This is a genomic window from Citrobacter sp. Marseille-Q6884, from assembly GCF_945906775.1.
GTDB lineage: Bacteria > Pseudomonadota > Gammaproteobacteria > Enterobacterales > Enterobacteriaceae > Citrobacter.
In genome coordinates this window covers 687275-710201 of record NZ_CAMDRE010000001.1, presented here as the reverse complement: position 1 = coordinate 710201, position 22927 = coordinate 687275, and the positions used below count along the sequence as shown (strand labels likewise).

The 22927-nt window shown below is 51.3% G+C and carries 27 protein-coding genes and 1 pseudogene; 14 read left to right on the top strand and 14 right to left on the bottom strand.

Annotated elements, in window-relative coordinates; genetic code table 11:
• Window positions 1-110: 110 nt before the first annotated feature.
• On the top strand, window positions 111-371 hold the full coding sequence (locus N7268_RS03335) for a hypothetical protein (protein WP_260861789.1): 261 nt from the start codon (window positions 111-113) through the stop codon (window positions 369-371).
• A 32-nt stretch (window positions 372-403) separates the two neighbouring features.
• Here N7268_RS03335 and N7268_RS03330 read toward each other — a convergent pair whose 3' ends face one another.
• Together N7268_RS03330 and N7268_RS03325 are read right to left on the bottom strand one after the other, a co-directional pair.
• Entirely contained in the window at window positions 404-913 is a 510-nt protein-coding gene (locus tag N7268_RS03330) for a hypothetical protein (RefSeq protein WP_260861788.1), read from the bottom strand.
• 56 nt (window positions 914-969) lie between these two features.
• On the bottom strand, window positions 970-1710 hold the full coding sequence (locus N7268_RS03325; protein WP_260861787.1) for a hypothetical protein: 741 nt from the start codon (window positions 1708-1710) through the stop codon (window positions 970-972).
• A gap of 260 nt (window positions 1711-1970) precedes the next feature.
• Here N7268_RS03325 and N7268_RS03320 point away from each other — a divergent pair, with 260 nt between their 5' ends.
• From N7268_RS03320 to N7268_RS03270, 10 genes are all read left to right on the top strand, one after another.
• Window positions 1971-3137 (top strand): phage major capsid protein, encoded by a 1167-nt coding sequence (locus N7268_RS03320; RefSeq protein WP_260861786.1) that lies wholly within the window; start codon window positions 1971-1973, stop codon window positions 3135-3137.
• A gap of 51 nt (window positions 3138-3188) precedes the next feature.
• Window positions 3189-3749, top strand: coding sequence for an HK97 family phage prohead protease (locus tag N7268_RS03315; protein ID WP_260861785.1), 561 nt, complete (start codon window positions 3189-3191; stop codon window positions 3747-3749).
• Between the two features lies 1 nt (window position 3750).
• Window positions 3751-4986, top strand: coding sequence for a phage portal protein (locus tag N7268_RS03310; protein WP_260861784.1), 1236 nt, complete (start codon window positions 3751-3753; stop codon window positions 4984-4986).
• A gap of 11 nt (window positions 4987-4997) precedes the next feature.
• Complete coding sequence (locus N7268_RS03305) at window positions 4998-5321, top strand: phage head closure protein (protein WP_260861783.1); 324 nt, start codon at window positions 4998-5000, stop codon at window positions 5319-5321.
• Complete coding sequence (locus N7268_RS03300) at window positions 5314-5607, top strand: head-tail connector protein (protein WP_134214847.1); 294 nt, start codon at window positions 5314-5316, stop codon at window positions 5605-5607. Before N7268_RS03305 ends, N7268_RS03300 begins: the two co-directional genes overlap by 8 nt.
• Entirely contained in the window at window positions 5607-6050 is a 444-nt protein-coding gene (locus N7268_RS03295) for an HNH endonuclease signature motif containing protein (protein WP_239605602.1), read from the top strand. The genes N7268_RS03300 and N7268_RS03295 overlap by 1 nt, the downstream gene beginning before the upstream one ends.
• A gap of 273 nt (window positions 6051-6323) precedes the next feature.
• Entirely contained in the window at window positions 6324-6680 is a 357-nt protein-coding gene (locus tag N7268_RS03285) for a phage terminase small subunit P27 family (RefSeq protein WP_023326190.1), read from the top strand.
• Window positions 6664-8325, top strand: a complete 1662-nt coding sequence (locus tag N7268_RS03280; protein ID WP_260861782.1) for a terminase large subunit — start codon at window positions 6664-6666, stop codon at window positions 8323-8325. Before N7268_RS03285 ends, N7268_RS03280 begins: the two co-directional genes overlap by 17 nt.
• Before the next feature lie 13 nt (window positions 8326-8338).
• Window positions 8339-8938, top strand: coding sequence for a tail assembly protein (locus tag N7268_RS03275; protein ID WP_260861781.1), 600 nt, complete (start codon window positions 8339-8341; stop codon window positions 8936-8938).
• Window positions 8935-9285, top strand: a complete 351-nt coding sequence (locus tag N7268_RS03270; protein WP_260861780.1) for a hypothetical protein — start codon at window positions 8935-8937, stop codon at window positions 9283-9285. The genes N7268_RS03275 and N7268_RS03270 overlap by 4 nt, the downstream gene beginning before the upstream one ends.
• Here N7268_RS03270 and N7268_RS03265 read toward each other — a convergent pair whose 3' ends face one another.
• Entirely contained in the window at window positions 9286-9660 is a 375-nt protein-coding gene (locus tag N7268_RS03265; protein WP_232946773.1) for a hypothetical protein, read from the bottom strand.
• A gap of 116 nt (window positions 9661-9776) precedes the next feature.
• Here N7268_RS03265 and N7268_RS03260 point away from each other — a divergent pair.
• Window positions 9777-9953, top strand: a pseudogene (locus N7268_RS03260) (excisionase); the annotation flags it as partial.
• A 215-nt stretch (window positions 9954-10168) separates the two neighbouring features.
• Here the strand turns inward: N7268_RS03260 and fis are convergent.
• From fis to N7268_RS03210, 10 genes are all read right to left on the bottom strand, one after another.
• Window positions 10169-10465, bottom strand: a complete 297-nt coding sequence (gene fis, locus N7268_RS03255) for a DNA-binding transcriptional regulator Fis (protein WP_000462905.1) — start codon at window positions 10463-10465, stop codon at window positions 10169-10171.
• Window positions 10466-10490: 25 nt separating this feature from the next.
• On the bottom strand, window positions 10491-11456 hold the full coding sequence (gene dusB / locus N7268_RS03250) for a tRNA dihydrouridine synthase DusB (protein WP_260861779.1): 966 nt from the start codon (window positions 11454-11456) through the stop codon (window positions 10491-10493).
• A 360-nt stretch (window positions 11457-11816) separates the two neighbouring features.
• Window positions 11817-12698 carry a 50S ribosomal protein L11 methyltransferase gene (prmA, locus tag N7268_RS03245; protein WP_260861778.1) on the bottom strand — a complete coding sequence of 294 codons (882 nt, stop codon included), beginning with the start codon at window positions 12696-12698 and terminating at the stop codon, window positions 11817-11819.
• A gap of 11 nt (window positions 12699-12709) precedes the next feature.
• On the bottom strand, window positions 12710-14161 hold the full coding sequence (gene panF, locus N7268_RS03240) for a sodium/pantothenate symporter (protein ID WP_260861777.1): 1452 nt from the start codon (window positions 14159-14161) through the stop codon (window positions 12710-12712).
• Complete coding sequence (locus tag N7268_RS03235) at window positions 14151-14393, bottom strand: YhdT family protein (RefSeq protein WP_260861776.1); 243 nt, start codon at window positions 14391-14393, stop codon at window positions 14151-14153. The genes panF and N7268_RS03235 overlap by 11 nt, the downstream gene beginning before the upstream one ends.
• Window positions 14394-14500: 107 nt before the next feature.
• Window positions 14501-15850 (bottom strand): acetyl-CoA carboxylase biotin carboxylase subunit, encoded by a 1350-nt coding sequence (accC, locus tag N7268_RS03230; RefSeq protein ID WP_260861775.1) that lies wholly within the window; start codon window positions 15848-15850, stop codon window positions 14501-14503.
• A 10-nt stretch (window positions 15851-15860) separates the two neighbouring features.
• Window positions 15861-16331, bottom strand: a complete 471-nt coding sequence (gene accB / locus N7268_RS03225; RefSeq protein WP_198905494.1) for an acetyl-CoA carboxylase biotin carboxyl carrier protein — start codon at window positions 16329-16331, stop codon at window positions 15861-15863.
• A 390-nt stretch (window positions 16332-16721) separates the two neighbouring features.
• Window positions 16722-17321, bottom strand: a complete 600-nt coding sequence (msrQ, locus tag N7268_RS03220) for a protein-methionine-sulfoxide reductase heme-binding subunit MsrQ (RefSeq protein WP_260861774.1) — start codon at window positions 17319-17321, stop codon at window positions 16722-16724.
• Window positions 17322-18323 (bottom strand): protein-methionine-sulfoxide reductase catalytic subunit MsrP, encoded by a 1002-nt coding sequence (msrP, locus tag N7268_RS03215; protein ID WP_260861773.1) that lies wholly within the window; start codon window positions 18321-18323, stop codon window positions 17322-17324.
• Between the two features lie 77 nt (window positions 18324-18400).
• Complete coding sequence (locus N7268_RS03210) at window positions 18401-19375, bottom strand: MDR family oxidoreductase (RefSeq protein ID WP_260861772.1); 975 nt, start codon at window positions 19373-19375, stop codon at window positions 18401-18403.
• Window positions 19376-19599: 224 nt separating this feature from the next.
• Between N7268_RS03210 and csrD the strand changes: the two genes are divergently transcribed.
• Window positions 19600-21540 (top strand): RNase E specificity factor CsrD, encoded by a 1941-nt coding sequence (csrD, locus tag N7268_RS03205; protein ID WP_260861771.1) that lies wholly within the window; start codon window positions 19600-19602, stop codon window positions 21538-21540.
• An 8-nt stretch (window positions 21541-21548) separates the two neighbouring features.
• On the opposite strand, the gene N7268_RS03200 is transcribed toward csrD, so the two are convergent.
• Complete coding sequence (locus N7268_RS03200; RefSeq protein WP_198905499.1) at window positions 21549-21869, bottom strand: hypothetical protein; 321 nt, start codon at window positions 21867-21869, stop codon at window positions 21549-21551.
• Here N7268_RS03200 and mreB point away from each other — a divergent pair.
• Entirely contained in the window at window positions 21847-22890 is a 1044-nt protein-coding gene (gene mreB / locus N7268_RS03195) for a rod shape-determining protein MreB (protein WP_000913396.1), read from the top strand. The two genes, N7268_RS03200 and mreB, sit on opposite strands and share 23 nt — an antisense overlap.
• Window positions 22891-22927: the final 37 nt, after the last annotated feature.

The window sequence follows — 22927 nt, the reverse complement described above, 5'->3', positions numbered from 1 at the left end:
CCCGTCATTACTGGCTTTGCATGATTTTTTGAGAAAACTGGTGCGGCGCTAAGTGCGGCATTACTAAACGCGGCACTAAATGCGGCAAGTTAGACAAATAAGGAGAATTTATGCCTATTACGATTCAGGAAATAAAAGAGTATTACGATCAGTTTGGGCTTCATGAAATGAGTTCAATGCCTACCTCAGAGTATCGTCAGGCTCTGGCAAACGGTGCTCTGTTGTGGATTGACCACCATGATTTTGTTCGCAGTACGCTATCAGATGAAATTATTGCGACAAACATTGAGCAGGTTGATGCTTTGATTGAACACCTGCAAGCTTTCAGAGAAAAAATGCCATCCCCACCAAAATGGATGAGTGAGAAATGATTTTAAGGCCTGGATTGATACCAGGCCTATTTTTAAAGTAAACCTAGCAGTGCAGAGGCACCAGCACCGACGATACTGGCAACGGTGCTATTCTCCAGTAATTGTTTCAACATTGATTTAGCCTGTGGATCGCCAGATTTAGCTACTTTATCTACCAGTTCAGTAATGCTGATATTCACCAGCATATGATTACTTTCACCGATTTGAACTTGTGAGCCTGATACGCTACCAATGTTGAATGTGTTTTGGCTGGATGGTTTGGGCTTGTGCTCATTGGCAGTTAAATTTTCAACCTTTAATGTAAGCATGTGTGGGTGCTTAGTGCCAACATTAAGCGTGCCTCCTGGTAAGAATGACATATCCAGTACTTTTAAGGATATTTCACCCTTTCCAAGCTTTTGAGTTATTTCATCTCCAATAGTGATGTCTGGCTCCTCAGTGTAAGGAATTAGTACCTTTTTTTCAGTAGAATTTCTGCGCCCTTTGTATTCAATTCCTGCTATTGTGAATTTTTCAGGGTATGCCATAGCGTCAAAATCCATAATTTTACTCCTTTTGGTAGCTTTGTTTAAGTTACTTAATGCTTAATAAGCAATAGTCATGGCTGAGATTTAAAAATAGATATTAGAAAATCATATTTTTCTTTGCTCAGTAAATTCTTTGACATAACGCTCTTCAGAAGTATTTTTGAGAGGGAGATAACTTCATCTTCACCCGAAGACGCGATTATTGTGAAGAACTCTCTGAGTTCTTGAGTATTAATGCTATTACTTGTACCAAATTGCGCATATATGCTATTTACGGTATCTATGTTGAATATGTTGTGATTTGGATGTGGTTTTTTCAGTTTTTCTATTTCAGCATGTTCTTTTATCTTCTGGGACATATTTTCAATGTAACCGCTGACATCTTTCTTTTCTGGGAAGGAAAATCCATCTCCTCTTAAAATTTTATCAGTCTCGGCCATTTCATGGTAAAGCCTGCGAACCATTACAAGTAATAGGCGTTTAGCTTCTTCAATGGATTCCTCTATTGAAAATTGGCATTCAATTGCCAAGGCTGATGTCTGCTCTAATACATTCACTGAGTAATTTTCAATGTAAGGGCCGATAAAGCCGCTCCAAAAAACATCAACGGGAGAACCTTTAAAGGCCATACCTTGATAGCAGATTTCTGTTCCATCATATGCAGTAACTTTCATAGGCGGTCCCGCATTGAAAAATCGCCATCTATGAATCAGCTTGGTTAATTTTTCATCAATATCTTGAACGGATTTATAGGTTCTTTTGTACAACGGGGATGGATGTACACCCGGAACGGCAAGAATCTCTTTTGTCATGTGAATCCCCATCATTTTGACCATTGCTTTTTGTAAATTATTTGTGTGTTATCTTTCAAGGATGTTCGGAGTAAAAATACCTTATTTACATCGATAATTTGATCCATATCTTAAAGAGTGGCACTCAGACGTGAGCCGCCACTGGCCGTTAAATCAAGCTGTAGCGAGTACAGCCTGCGAGAGGCAGAAAAAGATTTAACGGCCTCCTCTCCTAAGCGCTGGTTTCACGTCTCAACGTTAATTGTTACGGAAACCACTCCATGAAGAAACTACTCGAATTACGCCAGCAGAAAGCCGCCCTCAAAACGCGGATGCGCTCCATGCTGGACAAAGCCGACACTGAGAAGCGTAGTCTGAACGAAGAAGAGGGCAAAAAGTTCGACGAACTCCGCGCCCAGGCTGATGCGCTTGAAGTTGAAATCACCCGTCTTGAAGCCGTCGCCGACGATCTGCGCAATCTGCCTGGTACTTCCGTCGAAGGTGAGCCAGTAAGCAACGACGAGCTGCGCCACTACATCATGACTGGGGATACTCGCTCTCTCTCCACGCTGGTGCAGGCTGATGGCGGTTATACCGTTATCCCTGAGCTGGACAAAGAGATTATGCGCCAGCTGCAGGATGACAGCGTTATGCGCTCCATCGCCACGGTGAAGACCACCAAAACCAACGAATACCAGAAGCTGGTATCTGTGGGCGGTACTACCGTTAATCGCGGTACCGAAGGTGAAGCACGTACCGAAACCAGCACGCCGAAGATGGAGCGCGTTGATATCAAACTCAACCCGATCTACGCCTACCCGAAAACCACTCAGGAAATTCTCGACTTCTCCGAAGTTGATATTCTGGGTTGGCTGTCTTCCGAAATCACCGACACCTTCACTGCTACCGAAGAAACCGACTTTGTTAACGGCGACGGTGATAAAAAATCCAAAGGGTTCCTGTCCTATCCGCGTGCGGCCACCAGCGATAAAACCCGTCCGTTCGGAACGCTGGAGAAAATGGAAGCTGCTGCCGTTTCCTCTGATGGCTTGATCGACCTGCTGTATAAGCTGAAAGCCAAATACCGTAAAAATGCCGTATGGGTGATGAACTCCAACACTGCCGCTACGCTGCAAAAGCTGAAAAACGGCAACGGGGATTACATCTGGCGTGATCGTCTCGTCGCTGACTCTCCCGATACCCTCCTTGGCCGTCCGGTTCAATATCTGGAAACCATGCCTGATGCGGCTGCGGGTGAAGCGTTCCTGGCAGTCGGGGACTTTAAGCGCGGTTACTTTATCGTGGATCACACTACTGGCGTGCGTACCCGCCCCGACAACATCACCGAACCTGGTTTCTACAAGGTGCATACCGATAAATACCTGGGCGGTGGTGTGGTGGACTCCAACGCCATCAAGGTGCTTGAGCTTTCCGGCTCCGGTTCCTGATTTGACGTTTAAGGGGCTTCGGCCCCTTTTTGCCCTCTGTGGAGTCAAGTAATGAAAACAATAGATTTTGAAATACGCACCTCCGATCTGAGCGCCAGCAATAAAAAGCTGGTGGGCTATGCCGTGCGATGGAACAGCCTGTCAGAAATTATCTGGGATGAATTTCGTGAGCAGTTCGCGCCGGGGGCGTTTAAAGACAGCCTGGCATCCGGTAGCGATGTGCGTGCGCTGTATGAGCATAACTACACCCAACTACTGGGACGCACTAAATCCGGCACGCTGGTGCTGTCCGAAGACGATACCGGGCTGCGCTTCGAGCTGACCCCGCCGAATACCCAGCTTGGGAATGATGTACTGGAGCTGGTGGAGCGCGGTGACATTTCCGGCATGAGCTTTGGTTTCCGTGCGTCAAAAGATTTCTGGGATACAGCGAAATTACCTTACACACGAACCGTCATCACTGCTGAACTACGCGAAATCACCGTTACTTCTATGCCTGCTTACCCTGAGTCCGGCGTGGAGATTGCGCACCGGTCGCTTTTCTCCCAACATCCTGAACTGCGCCGCGCTGGCGATAACCGCCGCCGCTGGGCTGACTTAGCGGGGCTGTGATATGTGGAATATCTGGCCTTTTGGCCGTAAATCTGAGCTATCCGAACAGCGCAGCATGACGATTGATGAGTTTCTGGCGATGGCAGGGATTCCAAATACCGGATCAGGCGAATATGTGTCTGCTGGTACTGCGGAATCTCTGCCGGCGGTGATGAACGCCGTGTCAGTTATCAGTGAGGCAGTGGCAACAATGCCCTGCTACCTCTACCGCGTGCGTAACGATAACGGGCGTGAGGCGCGAGAATGGCTGAGCAATCACCCGGTGGATTTTCTTCTGAACGAGCAGCCGAACGACTGCCAGACGCCTTACCAGTTCAAGCGCACGATGATGCGCCATTGTCTGCTGAACGGTAACGCCTATGCGGTGATCCAGTGGGGCCGCGACGGTCAGCCGGAATCCCTGCATCCGTATGCGCCGGGGGCGGTGGTTCCTGAGCGTATCGGCCAGCATAAGTACAAATACACTGTTACTGAGCCGTTTGCCGGGGCAGTGCGCACCTACTTGCAGGAAGAGATTCTGCACCTGCGTTACTCGACCGATGATGGTTTTCTGGGGCGTTCGCCAATCACCGTCTGCCGAGAGGCGCTGGGGTTAGGACTCGCTCAGCAGCGCCACGGCGCTAGCATTATGAAAGATGGAATGATGGCGGCGGGGGTGGTCACTACTGCTGACTGGCTCGACAGCGTGAAAGGCAAACAGGCTCTGGATGCGCTGGAGCGCTACAAGGGTGCCAGAAACGCCGGGAAAACGCCGATTCTTGAAGGTGGAATGGATTATAAGCAGCTGGGCATGAGTAATCAGGATGCCGAGTGGCTGGCCTCCCGTCGCTTCACTATTGAAGACATTGCCCGGATGTTCAACGTGTCGCCTATCTTCCTGCAGGAATACAGCAACAGCACCTACAGCAATTTCAGCGAAGCGAGCCGCGCCTTTCTTACCATGACGATGCGCCCGTGGCTGGCGAACTTCGAACAACAAATCAAATCTGCGCTGCTGGTGGCCTCCCCCGTCCCAGGAACCCGTTATCAGGTGGAGTTTGACTCTGCTGACCTTCTCCGCGCCACGCCAACCGAACGTTATGCCACTTATGAGCGCGGTATTAAGAACGGGATCATGAACCCGAACGAAGCCCGAGAGCGTGAGGGGATGCCACCGCGTGAAGGTGGTGACGAATTCAGCCAGGCATGGAAGCAGGAAGTGAAGATCAGCAAAGACGGCAAGGAAGGTGACGAATGAGAGCGGGTAGTATGAAACGCCGGGTGACGGTACAGAACTATGTATCCAGGCAGTCGCCCTCAGGCCAGGTAATTAAAGAATGGAAAGACCTGTGCACGGTATGGGCGGATATCGCTGACGTGAGTGGTAAAGAAATTATCGCGTCCGGCGCGATCATGAACCAAATCACCACCCGCATCTGGATACGTTACCGACCAGACATCCTGGCCGGTTATCGCCTTCTATGGAGCTCACCCAATGCCCGCGGCATGGCCTATTCGGTTGATGCTGTTATTCCCGACAAAGACCATACCCGGCTTGAATTGCTTTGTAAGGGAGGAATTTTTAATGGTTGATTCAATCACCCTGGCAGAAGCAAAGCTGCACTGCCGTATTGATGATGATTACGAAGATACGTTGATACAGGCGTACATCGAGGCAGCGCTGGAGGTCTGTCAGAAGCATATCGGCAAGCGGTTCGATAATGGTCTGGAGTTCACCCCTGCAATCAAGATCGGTTGTCTGATGTACGTTTCTCAGCTGTATGAGTACCGCACGATGATTGGTGACACCGACGCCAAAGAGATACCGATGGCTGTCTCTGCGTTGTGGTCTGTCTACCGAGATGTGGGGGTGTACTGATGCCGTGGCAGCCAATGCGACGGTGCACCGAGCCGGGATGTAATAGGCGGGTGAAGACCGGCAAGTGTGATGAGCATAAGCGGGATGCCCGCCGACAAAGCGACAGCCGAAGAGGTACACGGACAGAGCGCGGTTACTCCAACCGCTGGGGCGAATACCGTCGTCATTTTCTGAAAGCCAATCCGCTATGTGTCCACTGTCTCAAGGCTGGAGTCTATACATCGGCAACTATCGTCGATCACATCATTCCTATCGAGGGTGAAGCCGATGTGCTGTTCTGGCCAGCCAGTAATCACCAGCAGTTATGCGCTGCCTGTCATGGCCGGAAGACAACAACAACAGACCCGGTGACGAAGCAGCAGCGTAAAGCCGGTAAGTTTCGTGAGCAGGAAGAAGCAGCACGTCATCGCACCGACTGGATCTATGAGGCAAACAATGACTGAGCAGGAACAGCAGCGCCTGATTAGTGGGCTGATAAAGCAGCGCGAGGCATGGCAACCAGCCAGACAGAGAGCGCACACGAAGCCCGTAGTAAAGCGCATGAGCCAGCGTGACCGAGAGCTTATGGAATGCTTCCGCAACCACTGACAGGGCGCATGGACGGGGTGGGGGAGGTTTTCAGGACAAACCCCTCTCAGCGAAGAACCACCCGCCCCCTCAAATTTTTACGCGCGGCGATTTTTTTGAAAATAAAACAGACAGGAAAACAGTAAGTTATGGCAAGACCACCCAAACCGCCCGCCTACCTTGATGAAATCGCGGCGCAGCAGTGGAAAGCAAAAGCGAAGCAGCTGGCGGAGCGCGGTGATCTTACGCCTGCCGACTGGAACAACCTTGAGCTGTATTGCGTCAATTACTCGATGTACCGCAAAGCCGTGGAAGACCTTGCCACGCGGGGATTTAGCATAGTGAACAGCCAGGGCGGTGAGAGCCGTAACCCGGCACTGAGTGCAAAAGCGGATGCCGAAAAAATTCTCATAAAAATGTCGTCGCTGCTGGGCTTTGATCCGGTAAGCCGCCGCCGTAATCCGGTAGAAACGGAAGAGGAGGACGAGCTTGACCGTCTGGAATGATTACGCAAACGCCATTAAATCCGGTGAAATTCCGGCCTGTAAGCGCGTAAAACAGGCCGTTGAAAGGTACTTTTCAGACCTGAATGACCCCCGTTATGAGTTCGATACGGCAACCGTGGAGCGGTTTATCGCGTTCTCCCGGCTCTGTCCACACGTCAAAGGCCCGCTGCGGGGCCAGCCTATCGAGCTTGAGCCCTGGCAGCAGTTCGCCTTTGCTAACCTGCTGGGCTTTAAGGTCAGGGAGTCAGGCCGCCGCAAATACAGCAGCGCCTTTATTGAGGTGCCGCGCAAGAATGCCAAATCCACCGTAGCCGCCATGCTGGCTAACTGGTTTCTGGTGATGGAGAAGGGCCAGCAGGATATCTACACGGCGGCGGTGAGTCGTGATCAGGCCCGAATCGTGTTCGACGATGCCCGCCAGATGTGCCTGCTGTCAAAACCGCTGAAAAAGCGCGTTAATATCCAGGCGCATAAGGTCATTTTCCCGAAGAGCAACAGCCTGTTAAAGCCGCTGGCGGCGAAAGCGGCCACCATTGAGGGGACTAACCCCAGCCTGGCGATTGTCGATGAATACCACCTTCACCCGGATAACGGTGTTTATTCCGCGCTTGAGTTGGGTATGGGCGCACGTCCGGAGGCGATTTTATTCGCCATCACGACCGCCGGGAGTAACGTTGTCTCAGCATGTAAGCAGCATTATGACTACTGCTGTCAGATTCTGGCCGGGGAAGAGAACAACGATTCACTGTTTGTCCTGATCTACGAGCTGGACGACGAAAGCGAGGTTGAACAGCCGGAAAAGTGGATCAAGGCTAACCCTAATCTGCATGTGTCCGTGGATGCGGCGAAACTGGAGTCCACCATCCAGAAAGCGCGGGGCATACCGTCGCAGTGGGTCGAAATGTTGACCAAACGTTTCAATATCTGGTGTCAGGGCTCCACGCCGTGGATGGGCGCCGGTGCATGGGATGCCTGTGCTCTCGACTATACCGAAGTCGATCTGGCCGGAATGGAGTGTTATGCCGGGTTTGACCTGTCCTCTACCAGCGACATCACCAGCGTAAGCTATGCGTTCCCGTTCGACAGGGAGATCAGACTCCTTACTCGTCATTATCTGCCGGAAGCGCAGCTGCTTAACGTCGCCAACAAAAACCGCGCCATCTACCGGCAGTGGGTAAAAGCGGGATGGATACGCACCACACCCGGTGACTGCATCGACTATGACCGTATCCGTGACGATATTCTGCGCGACGCTGAAACCTTCAATATCCGGCTGGTGGGCTTCGATACGTGGAACGCCACGCACCTGCGCACCCAGCTACAGGGGGCGGGCCTCGATGTGGAGCCGTTCCCGCAAACCTATCTCAAATTCAGTCCGGTAGCGAAATCCTTTGAGGTGTTCGTTAATCGCAGAGTGGTGCGCCACCGTGGCGATCCAGTTCTGGCCTGGGCGATTGGTAACGTGGTGATGGAGTCCGACGCTAACGCCAACATTAAGCCCAACAAGAAGAAATCCTCCAACAAGATAGACCCGGCTGTATCTGCGCTAATGGCGTTCGGTACCTTCCAGGCTGAGCATGAGGATTTTGCTTTCGATATGAGCGACAGCCACAAACAACGGCTGGCGACATTTAACGGTATCTGACAGGAGTAAAACAATGAATACAGCTAATAATGAAACACTTGCTACCATCCGTATGTTTGGCCCGCTAGGCAAGACCTTCGGTAAAACTCACCAGCGCCTTGTAAGGACTACGCATGAGGCTTTTCGGGCTCTGGCCGTAACAATTCCCGGATTCGAAAAATACATGAATACAAGCAGGGCTCGCGGTTTAACGTATGCGATTTATGTCGGGAAAAAGAACATTGGAGTAGATGACCTGGAATTTCCGAACAATGGGCGTGAGATTCATATCGTGCCGGTGGTAATTGGAAGTAAAAAAGCAGGAGTGCTACAAACTATTTTAGGTGCTGTTATTGTGGCTGCCTCGATCTGGATGCCTGGCATTGGAATTGCTGCAAGTAATATGATGTTTGCTGCTGGTACTGCGATGACTGTAGGAGGAGTAGCCCAACTTCTTTCCCCTCAGGCTACGGGGCTTGCAAGCAAACAAAGTGCTGATAATAAGGCCTCATACGCGTTTGGAGGCGTAACTAACACTGCTGCGCAAGGCTATCCGGTGCCATTGCTTTACGGTAAACGCCGTATCGGGGGAGCAATCATATCGGCGGGTATCTACGTGGAGGATCAGCAATGATAAATCAGGCGCAGATATGGCCAGAGGGAGAGACATTCACCCGCGAAGTTCTCATTCCTACAAAATACGAGCCCCTGCCGGTGGAAATCACTTACACCGTTCCGGCATTCGATGTGGTTGTGGATACATGGCAGAACAAAGACCCGGCGAAGGGTTATGCGTTATTCCGGCAGTTCATTGTTGACTGGGATCAGCAGGATAAGCTAACTGATGAAGTTCTGGTTGCCTACCTGATTAAATGGCCAGGAACAGATATGGCCATTTTCGACGCTTGGGCTGAACACATGAAAGATGTGATAGCAAAAAACTTATCTGCATTTCCTGCCCCTTCTTGCACCCTGAACTGATTAATCAATTCTGACGCTTTCGCCCTCGATATGGGGGCGTCTGTTATCGCCATCATCCCGCATAACGTTACATTGACCGGGTAAACCATAGCGTGAGCAGTTGCACCATACACCTTTCCCATCCCCACTTTGCGTCGTGTCCTGGCGTCTCTCGTAGCTGATAACCTTTTCCAGTAGCCCGTCTTTTACCATTGCCTCAAGCGTTCTGCGGGTTGATTCCAGTTGGTAGCTTTTATCAAAGCAACTTGTACCGTGCAGCAGGTAAGTAACACCGGAAACGTCAATAGGAGGTGCGCCAACTTCACTGGTTACCCACTCACGGTGCTCTGATTCAAAGAAGCTGAGGATCTCTTTCTTACGGGCTGTTAATCGCATAGCTGGTATTCCTTATCGTGGGATAAATCTATCCTGCAGTAGGGTGTTCGATTATTAACCACTTATTGTAGGATACATCTCTCCTACAATAATAGCTACTTTGTTAGAGGTCGATTATGTATGGGTTAGGCTGCGTACCACTGTCTTACTATTGCGAGGTTATAGGAGAAACGCCGGAGGCAATCAACAAGCGGATACAGCGGGGCATCTGGCGAGAGGGAACGCACGTACTGAAGATTGAGGGAGTGAAGGAGCGCTGGATTGATCTGATAGAGGTCACGAACTGGGCCAGAGGACATGCAAAACCACTTACCGATAAAGAGCTGGGTTTTAACCTGGATGCGCTGGATAAACTTCCTTCAAAGAAAGGCGGTCGGAAAAAATAGTTATCAGCATCGTTCAAAGATGTTCGCGCTTCGGTGTAGTCAGTGGTGTAGTCAGATTAATAAAAAAGGCGCATCCCCATGCCGAGTAGCGCCTTTTCTTTCAACGACTTAACTGATTAGTATCAGTTCATGCCGTATTTTTTCAGTTTTTTACGCAGCGTACCACGGTTGATACCCATCATCAGGGCAGCACGGGTCTGGTTACCGCGGGTGTATTGCATCACCATGTCCAACAGGGGCTGTTCTACTTCAGCCAGTACCAGCTCATAGAGATCATTAACATCCTGACCATTCAGTTGAGCAAAATAGTTCTTCAGTGCCTGTTTAACCGAGTCACGCAGGGGTTTTTGAGTTACCTGATCCTGAGAGTTAACGGTAGAAACGGTCAGTACGTCAGAATTTACGCGTTGTTCGAACATAGTTCTGTCAGCTCTTTATTTCTGTTTACGCAAAATTTTCGAAGTATGCCTCCAACGCCGCCAGCTGTTCGCTGGAATCTTCAATGGCGTTGAATGTGCGCCGAAACTGGTCATTTGGAGCGTGTTCCTGGAGATACCAGGATACGTGTTTACGCGCAATTCGGTACCCTTTTGCCTGACCATAAAAGTCGTGCAATTCCCGAACGTGCGCACAAAGCAAGCGCTTCACCTCTGCCAGAGGCAGCGGGGGCAGCAACTCCCCAGTGTCCAGATAATGCTGGATTTCCCGAAAGATCCAGGGTCTTCCCTGAGCTGCACGGCCTATCATCAGGGCATCCGCCCCCGTATAGTCGAGCACAGCTCTGGCTTTAAGCGGGTCAGTAATGTCGCCATTCGCGATGATCGGAATGGAAACTTTCTGCTTAACTGCCCGAATACTGTCGTATTCAGCATCTCCATTGAACAAACAGGCGCGGGTGCGTCCATGAATGGTCAGAGCCTGAATGCCACAGTCTTCAGCCAGTTGGGCAATCTCTACGCAGTTACGGTGTTCCGGAGCCCAGCCGGTGCGAATCTTGAGTGTGACAGGAACGTCCACTGCATTGACGACCTCGGTTAGTATCGATTTCACTAAATCCGGGTACTGCAAGAGGGCTGAACCTGCGAGCTTACGATTCACTTTTTTAGCCGGACACCCCATATTGATATCAATAATTTGGGCGCCGCTTTCCACGTTAATTCGTGCGGCATCGGCCATCTCAACAGGGTCACTACCGGCAATTTGCACCGTGCGAATTCCTGGCTCATCAACGTGCACCATCCGTAAACGAGACTTGTCACTTTCCCAAACCTGCGGGTTAGAAGACATCATCTCGGATACCGTCAATCCTGCTCCCATCTCATAGCACAGCGTCCTGAATGGTCTGTCTGTAATGCCAGCCATAGGTGCTGCGATCAGGCGATTTCTGAGCTGATATTGTCCGATGCGCATGAGTTAAGAAATGACCATACTGTGACTGCAAGGCGGCGTATATTACGCATTTTTTGCACGAGATGAAAGGCCAAACTTTAACCAATCCTCTGAGGTGGATCAATGAATTGCGTGTTGAGTGCACGCTTTCGGATTAAATTCTTTAATAATCATTGATATACAAAAAAAGAGTAATTTTGCATCCATTTATAAATTCCGAAAACTTCTCTTTTTTTATTGCTGGCGAGGTGAGTTAGTCAGGATAAAAAGCTGTTTTTATGAGCAAATAATGACATTTGAATGAGATCTCGCTCTCATTTCCGCAAATCCTTTTGCGAAAAAAAGAGCGATTTTAGCGTGGCAAATGGTAACGGAAAGGGACTATTTCTTCTGCCCTGTAATGCGACACCACTCTTCCTTCTCGATAACAGGATCGAGGGTAAAGAGGTCAGCATAGGCTTCACAAACACTGTCTGCCTGGCTGGCGAGGATGCCGGAAAGGCCCAGTAAACCGCCCTCAACAGGCAGTACGCTGATTAACGGTGCCAGTTCACGTAATGGGCCCGCGAGGATGTTTGCAACCACGACATCGGCTTTCAGGGCTTCTGGTTGATCTTGCGGCAGATAGAGCTCCAGGCGGTCGGAAACGCCATTACGTTGTGCGTTGTCACGGCTGGCCTGAATAGCTTGCGGATCGATATCCACACCGATAGCTTTCGCTGCACCCAATTTCAGTGCGGCAATGGCCAGAATGCCGGAGCCGCAGCCAAAGTCGATAACGGTTTTACCGTTAAGGTCGAGACCGTCCAGCCATTGCAGGCACAGAGACGTCGTCGGGTGTGTGCCTGTACCAAACGCCAGACCAGGGTCCAGCATCACATTAACGGCATTCTCATCCGGGACATCGCGCCAGCTCGGGCAAATCCACAGACGTTCACCGAAGCGCATCGGGTGGAAGTTATCCATCCACTCGCGTTCCCAGTCTTTGTCTTCAAGCTGTTCGATTTTATGCACGAAGCCTTCACCCAGAAGTGGATGTTGAGCCAGAATGGCAACCACGTCCTTCATGTCGGTTTCTGCATCGAACAGGCCGATAACATCGGTATCGCCCCACAGGCGAGTTTCACCTGGCAGGGGTTCAAATACCGGCGTGTCATGCGTATCCTGGAAGGTGATAGAGACAGCTCCCGCTTCCATCAGCGCGTCGCTCAATTCTTCAGCGTTTGCACCGGTCGTGTTCAGTTTCAGTTGAATCCATGGCATGGCAAAACTCTTTATTTATCAGTAGTCAATATGGCAGCTTGCGGGGCGGTAGAACCAAAACGGTTCCCGACCAGGAAAGCCAGCAAACTTAGCAGTAACGAGGGCACAATCGGATGGAAGCCCAGGTACTGAACGTTAAAGGTGGCAAGTACCGCATAGAGTACACCGCCGACAATCATGGCACTCAAGGCACCTGTCGCATTCGCTCGCTCCCAATACAGGCCCAGCACCAGCGGCCACAAGAAGACCGCTTCCAGACCACCAAACGCCAGCAGGTTGAGCCAGATGATCATCTCTGGTGGTTTCCAGGCGGCTAGCAACAGTAACGCACCCAGCAGCAGGGTGATCACTGCAGACATTCGCTTCAACCGGGTTTCATTGCGTAATTGTTCCGGGCGAAGGTTCAGGTAAAGATCTTTAATGATCGTAGCGGAACTCTGCAGTAATTGGGCGTTGATCGTTGACATGATCGCGGCCATAGGTGCGGCGAGGAAGATCCCGGCAGCAATGGGTGGCAGAACTTTAACCATCAGGGTCGGAATAACCAGATCCGGTACCGTCAGATCGGGGATTACCGCACGTCCCAGGGCGCCCGCCAGATGCATACCAAACATCAGGATCGCCACCACAATAGTGCCGATAATAATGCCGCGATGTACCGCTTTACTGTCCTTATAGGAGATACAGCGTACCGCTGTGTGCGGCAGGCCAATCACCCCGAAGCAGACCAGCACCCAGAACGACGTCATAAAGGTTGGCGACAGAATGTCATCAGCGCCCTGTGGCGTCACCAGTTTAGGATCGATGGTTTGCAGGGTTTCTACTGCGTGGCTGAGGCCGCCTGCAGCATGGACGACACCGACCAGCAGGACAATGGTACCAATCAGCATTACCATGCCTTGCATCGTGTCATTCAGCACGCTGGCGCGAAATCCGCCGAATGCGGTGTATAACGCGATACTGATACCAAAGATCAGCAGACCGGTTTCATAAGGGATACCGGCGGCGGTTTCCAGCAAACGGGCACCGCCGATGAACTGCACGGTCATGGCTCCGACGAAAGCCACCAGCAGACTGAGGCTCGCCAGCCATACCAGTAAACGGCTCTGGTAACGGGCGAACAGCATATCGTTGAGGGTGACGGCATTATAACGCCGCGCCAGAATAGCGAATTTCTTGCCGAGAATACCCAGTGACAGCCAGACGGCGGGCAGTTGGATCATTGCCAACAGTACCCATCCCAGCCCGTATTTATAGGCTGCGCCTGGACCGCCAATAAACGAACTTGCGCTGATATAGGTTGCGGTCAGCGTCATGGCTAACACGACCCCGCCCATAGAACGGCTGCCGAGGAAATACTCATTCAGGAAGGTGCCCGTCGTTCGCTTTCTCATTGCATAAACGGAAAGACCAAACACCACCAGCAGATAGGCGACAAGCGGCAAAATGACTTCAAGCTGCATCGTCATCCTCCAGAGAGATATCGCGATAGATAAATTTCACCATTGCCCAACACAGTAAAATGAAAACCAGCGGCGTTAGCAGACAGGCCATCTCAAACCAGTGCGGTAAGCCGGTAATCCCCAGCGTGGAGTCTGGTAAGTAAGCGGCCACTAACCATGTGGCAAGATAGAAAAGGGTCAGCCACAGCGCCCAGCGCGCCTCTTTATGGGCCTGAACAAAACGAGCGTCCATTTTTTGTCCCTTGTGGATAAAGAAAGCGGGGATTGTACATTATGGGACGTGCCGGAGGGGAGAAAAACAAAAGGCCGGAAAATCCGGCCTTTTCGCGTAACGTTCGCTTACTTGTCCTGAAGTCCGAGTTTTTTCTCCAGATAGTGGATATTGGATCCACCACGCTGGAAGTGCTCGTCATTCATGATGCGGATCTGCAGATCAACGTTAGTTTTGATGCCGTCGATGATCAGTTCCTGCAAGGCGTTTTTCATGCGGGCAATCGCCACGTCACGGTTTTCGCCGTAGCAAATCAGTTTACCGATCATTGAGTCATAGTACGGAGGTACAGTGTAGCCTGCGTAAATATGAGACTCCCAACGCACACCAAATCCGCCCGGCGCGTGGAAACGCGTGATTTTACCCGGGCTTGGCAGGAAGGTGTTCGGGTCTTCGGCGTTGATACGGCATTCTACCGCATGGCCTTTAACCACAACTTCATCCTGCTTGATGGACAGCGGTTGACCAGCGGCAATACGCAGCTGCTCTTTGATCAGGTCTACGCCCGTGATCATCTCAGTAACCGGGTGTTCAACCTGGATACGGGTGTTCATCTCAATGAAATAGAACTCGCCGTTTTCGAACAGGAACTCAAACGTACCTGCGCCGCGGTAGCCGATATCAACACACGCTTTTGCACAACGTTCGCCGATGTAGCGACGCAGTTCCGGCGTAATGCCTGGTGCTGGCGCTTCTTCGACCACTTTCTGGTGACGACGCTGCATGGAGCAGTCACGTTCTGCCAGATAGATTGCGTTACCCTGACCGTCAGCCAGTACCTGGATCTCGATATGACGAGGATTTTCCAGGTATTTTTCCATGTACACCATGTCGTTGTTGAAAGCCGCTTTCGCTTCAGCTTTCGTCATGGAGATGGATTGCGCCAGCTCAGCATCGCCGCGCACAACGCGCATACCGCGACCGCCGCCGCCGCCGGAGGCCTTGATAATTACCGGGTAGCCGATGCGTTTAGCATGCGCGCGGTTAGCGTCCATGTCGTCGCCCAGCGGGCCGTCGGAACCTGGAACGGTCGGTACGCCTGCTTTCTTCATCGCGGTAATAGCGGACACTTTGTCGCCCATCAGGCGGATGGTGTCAGCTTTCGGGCCAATGAAAATAAAGCCAGAACGTTCAACCTGCTCAGCAAAATTGGCGTTCTCGGACAAGAAGCCATAACCCGGGTGGATTGCCACCGCGCCAGTGATTTCAGCAGCGCTGATGATGGCCGGGATATTCAGGTAACTTTTTACAGAGGGAGCCGGTCCAATACAAACCGTTTCATCTGCCAGTAATACGTGTTTTAAATCGCGATCCGCGCTGGAGTGCACTGCGACAGTCTTGATGCCCAGTTCTTTACAGGCACGAAGAATACGCAAGGCAATCTCGCCGCGGTTGGCGATAACAATTTTATCCAACATGTTCGCCTCGTTACTCGATGACGACCAGCGGCTCGTCAAATTCTACCGGTTGACCACTTTCGACCAGAATGGCTTTTACGACGCCGGTTTTATCGGCTTCGATCTGGTTCATCATTTTCATGGCTTCAACGATGCACAGGGTATCGCCCGCATTCACTTTCTGACCCACTTCGACGAACGGTTTCGCGTCAGGGCCTGGGGTACGGTAGAAGGTACCAACCATCGGGGAACGTACGATGTGACCACTGATTTCCGCTGCAGCAGGGGCTTCCATGCTTGGAGTTGCAGTTTGTGCGACAGCGTTAGACAGAGCAGGTTGTTGCATCATTGGTGCTGCATAAGCCTGTTGCATCATCGGGAAACTTGCAGCTGGCGCTGCACGGCTGATGCGTACAGATTCTTCGCCTTCAGAAATTTCCAGTTCGGAGATGCCTGATTCTTCAACCAGCTCGATCAGTTTTTTAATCTTACGAATATCCATGAGTGGGTTCCGTACTCTTTGTTTAGTGAGATTGTGACAGGCGTTTTATCGCCGTCTGTATAGCATTTGAATAACTGTTGGTGACACGATGCCTGTATCTCAGGTTTGCACTCAGTGCCATAACCATTCAATGAGATTCCAGGACTTACCAGTCATTGTGTGGCTATCTTCTGCCATTTTCGGGTAAAAAACAAAATATACCTTCAATGCGCGATTGTCACCCTTTCAGCGATGTTAAAACGCTCTCGGGGAAAGCAAGGTCGCACATTATAACTATTTCGTAGCAATTGGCAGCTAAATACTGGTCTTATCAGGGAAGATTATCAACCGCTGGTATGTAAAGAACGTGGGTTCGTCTGTGTTTTGTAACGTACTGCACATATCGCGAAACTACCGCCACCACTGGCGGAACTTCTTATAACGGCAGGCTAAAAGCACGATAGCGAGCGCAGCATAAATGATCGGTTGTGGGGATAAAACTTTTACCGACCACAGATAATGAACCGGCGCCAGGATCGCCACAAGATAGACGAAGTTGTGTAAATACTGCCAGTTTCTACCGAGCTTGCGCTGTGCTGCCTGCGTGGATGTCACTGTGAGGGCGAATAAGATGAACCAACTGATAATGCCTAAAAGCAGATAAGGCCGCGTTGTTAATTCTCGCCCTAACAGCGCCAGGTTATTAATGCCCAACTCCAGTAACGCATAGCTGGTTAAATGCAGCGTAGCCCAGGCAAAACACCATAGCCCTAACAGGCGGCGCGTGCGTATCAATAATGGCTGTTTAGCGTAGCGTGCCAGCGGCGTAACCAGCAAGGCCGCCAACAGAAATTTCAGAGCTGTCCTACCGGTAAAGTGTTGAATATCTTTGACGGGATCGGCGCTCAATCCCCCGTGATTCACTGCCCAAAAGAGCCAGGCAAACGGCAAAATACCGGCAAGATGCAAACCTACTTTCAGCCAGGTGACCTGTTTGGGTGTCAGACGCACTTAAAAATTCTCCTGGAGATTGAGGCCGCGATAAAGCGAAGCCACCTCATCGGCATAGCCGTTAAACAGAAGGGTGGGTTGTCGCTGTACGTCAAGGATACCGCCTGAGCCAATAAATCGCTCAGTGGCCTGGGACCAGCGCGGGTGATCGACATGGGGATTCACATTGGCATAAAACCCGTATTCATTGGGGGCGGCCATGTTCCAGGTTGTGGGGGGACGCTCTCGCGTGAGTTTAATACTGACGATCGACTTAATGCCTTTAAAACCGTATTTCCACGGCACAGTTAAGCGAATTGGGGCGCCATTCTGTGGAGGAAGCGCTTTACCATACACGCCCACGGTGAGCAGAGTGAGTGGGTGCATAGCTTCATCAAGACGTAATCCTTCAACGTAGGGATATTTCAGCCCTCCGCCAATAAACCGATCTTTCTGCCCCGGCATTTCATCTGGCGCATAACGTGTTTCGAAAGCCACATACTTTGCATTGCTGGTGGGTTCGACCAGCGCCAACAGCTTATGTAACGGAAAGCCGATCCATGGCACGACCATTGACCAGGCTTCCACGCAGCGCATCCGGTAAATGCGCTCCTCCAGTGGGAAGCGGGTGGTGAGCGCATCGTGGTCGAGCGTTAAGGGTTTTGCGACCTCACCGCTGATTTTTAACGTCCACGGATCGGTTTTCAGACTGCCAGCATTAGCGGCCGGGTCGGCTTTATCCAGACCAAACTCATAAAAGTTGTTATAGCCGGAAACCTTATCTTCTGGCGTTAAAGGCAGCGTATTTTGCCAGGCTGCAGGTTTACTGAAATTTAGCGGCTTGCCAGCAGGTGCAGGGGGGCGGTCGTTGCCTTTAAACCAACTGAGCAGATCGGCATGAGCGGCGGGCGAGAGTGTCAGGGCCGTCGCGCTGATACCCAGCATCTTAAGGATTTGGCGGCGTTGGAGCATAAAAACGGATTCCGCCGTGACATCGGCTTCCGTTAACTTTGAGTCTCTCATAGTGTCCTCCATCAGGCGTTTTACTAAGCATGATGGAGGACGATTATTAATGCGAATATGTCACAAAAATTTGAAGATTAGGCAATCTTCACCAGCGTACGGCCTTGAATCTGGTTATTGATGATGGCATCGGCAAACTTCGGTGCGTCGGCAAGGGTAATTTCTGTGGCCGCCTGTGTATAGAATGATTCCGGCAAGTCGTTAACCAGACGTTGCCAGGCCTGTGCGCGACGAGCCGGAGGCGTCATCACGGAGTCCACACCCTGCAAACGGACATTACGCAGAATAAATGGCATCACCGTAGTGGGCAGCGCAAAACCACCGGCCAGACCGCAGGCGGCAACGCAGCCACCGTAATTCATCTGAGCGAGAACTTTTGCCAGTACTTTGTCACCAACGGTATCAATAGCGCCTGCCCACAGCTGTTTTTCCAGCGGGCGAGATTCAGCAAATTCATCACGACCGAGGATTCGGTTAGCGCCCAGGCTACGCAGATAATCGTGAGTACTTTCGCGACCGGATACCGCAGCAACCTGATAGCCCAGCTTATGCAGCAATGCCACGGCTGTACTGCCGACACCACCGCTGGCGCCGGTGACAACAATTTCGCCATCTTCCGGGCGAATACCCGCGTCTTCAAGCGCCATGACGCACAGCATGGCCGTAAAACCGGCGGTGCCGATGACCATGGCTTTGCGTCCATCCAGGCCTTGTGGCAGTGCAACCAGCCAGTCGCCTTTTACGCGCGCGCGTTCAGCCAGACCGCCCCAATGGTTTTCACCTACACCCCAGCCGGTGAGTAAAACCTCCTGGCCCGCATGAAAACGAGGATCTTCACTGGTCCGCACGGTACCGGCGAAATCGATACCAGGAATCATCGGAAAATTACGAATGATTTTACCTTTCCCGGTGATGGCCAGCGCGTCTTTATAGTTCAGGCTTGACCAGTGAACATCCACCGTGACATCGCCTTGTGGAAGTTGGTTTTCGTCGAGGGGTTGAACGGATGCCAGGGTCTTTCCGTCCTGCTGTTCTAAGATCAAAGCCTGCATAACCTGTCCTCAATTCATATAGTGGATTGGAAAATTAATTATGAAGACTATACTCGCTAATCAAAACATGATGCCGATTCTGCGCAATAAATTGCCAGATATACCTGATTTGGTAGTATGCCCGCGCTATTATGTAAAATAACGAATTTCGCGTTCAGATTTGCATTTTCGTGTCGCTTTTTCATTTTCATACCTGTTTCATCACTGTCGGAGTTAACACAAGGATGCGATTAACGACGAAATTTTCAGCTTTTGTGACATTGCTTACCGGCTTAACGATCTTCGTGACGCTGATCGGCTGCTCGCTGAGTTTCTATAACGGTATTCAATACAAGCTCGCCAGTCGGGTTCAGGCCGTTGCGACAGCGATTGACACGCATCTCGTCTCAAAAGATTTTGTCTCCTTAACACCGCAGATCGATGAACTGATGGTGTCGGCTGATATTGTGCGTGTCGAGTTGGTTCAGGGAACGCATACGGTTTATAGCCATGCGCGGACGAGCATTTATCGCCCGGCCGGGACGAACAGTGTTTATCGCGATCTCACCGTTCCTTTGATTAAGCACCCTGGAATGTCGCTGCATCTGGTCTACCAGGATCCGATGGGCAACTATTTTCATTCGCTCTTAACCACCGCACCGCTCACGTTGGCGATTGGCTTCATTATTCTCATGCTGTTTCTGTCGGTACGCTGGCTTCAGCGTCAGCTTTCCGGGCAGGAGCTTCTGGAAATTCGCTCAACGCGCATTCTTAACGGCGAACGTGGACCGAACGTGCGCGGAACGGTTTATGAGTGGCCTGCGCGTACCAGCAGTGCGCTTGATATGCTGCTGAGTGAAATTCAAAGCGCCCGCGAGCAGCGCAGCCGACTGGATACGCTGATCCGCTCCTATGTTGCTCAGGATACAAAAACCGGGCTGAGCAACCGCCTGTTCTTTGATAACCAACTGGCGACATTGCTGGAAGATCAGGAAAAAGTGGGATCGCACGGCGTCGTGATGATGGTTCGCCTGCCCGACTTTACGCTGTTGCGCGATAGCTGGGGAATCAAGCTGGCGGAAGAGCAAATTTCTGCGCTTATCAATTTGTTATCGACCTTTATTATGCGCTATCCGGGCGCGTTGCTGGCGCGTTACCACCGTAGCGATTTTGCCATACTGCTGCCACACCGCACGTTGAAAGAGGCGGAAAGCATCGCCGGGCAATTATTAAAAGCGGTGGATGCACTTCCTGCTAACAAAATGATCGATCGTGCCGATATGGTTCATATCGGGATTTGCGTCTGCCGCAGCGGCCAGTCTACTGAACAAGTGATGGATCACGCCGAAGCGGCAACCCGTAATTCGGTACTGCAGGGTGGGAACAGTTGGTCCGTCTATGATGACTCCTTACCGGAAAAAGGCCGGGGTAATGTGCGTTGGCGAACGCTCATCGAGCAGATGCTCAGTCGGGGCGGTCCGAGAATTTATCAAAAACCGGCGGTGACGCGTGAAGGACGGGTGCATCATCGGGAATTAATGTGCCGCATTTTTGATGGCAGCGAAGAGGTCATCTCGGCGGAATATATGCCGATGGTGCTGCAATTTGGCCTGGCGGAAGAGTATGACCGCTTGCAGATTAGTCGTCTGATCCTGTTACTGGGCTACTGGCCACAGGAAAACCTGGCGATACAGACGACGGTTGAGTCGCTTATTCGCCCGCGTTTTCAGCGCTGGCTGCGCGATACATTGATGCAGTGCGAAAAATCGCTACGTAAACGCATAATTATTGAACTTGCAGAGGCAGATGTCTGTCAACATATCAGCCGGTTACAGCCCGTCATTCGTCTGATGGATGCGCTTGGCGTTCGTATTGCCGTGACGCAGGCCGGTTTAACGCTGGTGAGTACCAGTTGGATTAAAGAGCTGAACGTCGAATTATTGAAACTTCACCCCAGTCTGGTGAGGAATATTGATAAGCGAACGGAAAACCAGCTTCTGGTCCAAAGCCTGGTAGAGGCGTGTTCAGGGACGCCAACGCAGGTTTATGCGACAGGCGTACGCTCGCGTAGCGAGTGGCATACGCTGACAGAACGTGGAGTCGCGGGTGGCCAGGGTGATTTTTTTGCCGCATCACAGCCACTTGACACCAACGTGAAAAAATATTCGCAAAGATATTCGGTTTAACCTGCCGTTTAATTTGTTTTCACGTAGAATAACGCGCGCTGTGCCTTCTGGGGGTGTGCTTGTCTGCTCGCCAGGTTGTAATAGCAAACATGCAGGTGAATGACCTTTGACAGGTTGCAAACAAAAGCGAGGAGTGCTGCTGATTTATTCAGCCCTGACGGACTCAGGCCGATTTTGTAACAAAGGAAACGAACTGCACTAATTTTCACCGTAGCAGATGATTTTTGCGCCTTGTCGCTGCTGCGTGTGGTTGGTAAAGTAAGCGGATTTTGTTTTCCGCCCCAGCTTTCAGGATTATCCCTTAGTATGTTGAAAAAATTTCGTGGCATGTTTTCCAATGACCTGTCCATTGACCTGGGTACCGCGAATACCCTTATTTATGTAAAAGGACAAGGCATCGTATTGAATGAGCCTTCTGTTGTGGCCATTCGTCAGGATCGTGCCGGTTCGCCGAAAAGCGTGGCTGCAGTAGGTCATGATGCGAAGCAGATGCTGGGTCGTACGCCGGGCAATATTGCTGCCATTCGCCCAATGAAAGACGGCGTTATCGCTGACTTCTTCGTGACTGAAAAGATGCTTCAGCACTTTATCAAACAAGTGCACAGCAATAGCTTTATGCGCCCAAGCCCGCGCGTGCTGGTGTGTGTACCGGTTGGAGCAACTCAGGTTGAACGCCGCGCGATCCGTGAGTCCGCTCAGGGCGCAGGCGCGCGTGAAGTTTTCCTGATCGAAGAGCCGATGGCGGCTGCAATCGGTGCGGGTCTGCCCGTTTCTGAAGCAACCGGTTCTATGGTTGTGGATATCGGTGGTGGTACCACTGAAGTTGCCGTTATCTCCCTGAACGGCGTGGTTTACTCCTCTTCCGTGCGTATCGGTGGCGACCGTTTCGACGAAGCTATCATCAATTATGTCCGTCGTAACTACGGCTCTCTGATCGGTGAAGCGACTGCAGAACGTATTAAGCACGAAATCGGTTCTGCTTATCCGGGCGACGAAGTCCGCGAGATTGAAGTTCGCGGTCGTAACCTGGCTGAAGGTGTTCCACGTGGCTTTACCCTGAACTCAAACGAGATTCTGGAAGCGCTGCAGGAACCACTGACCGGTATCGTGAGCGCGGTAATGGTTGCACTGGAACAGTGCCCGCCAGAGCTGGCGTCTGATATCTCCGAACGCGGCATGGTGCTGACCGGTGGTGGCGCGCTGTTGCGTAACCTTGATCGTCTGTTAATGGAAGAGACCGGTATTCCAGTTGTTGTTGCTGAAGACCCGCTGACCTGTGTGGCGCGTGGTGGTGGCAAGGCGCTGGAAATGATCGATATGCACGGCGGCGACCTGTTCAGCGAAGAGTAATCGGATGCAGGTAGGGTAGCCCGCGGGTTACCCTTCC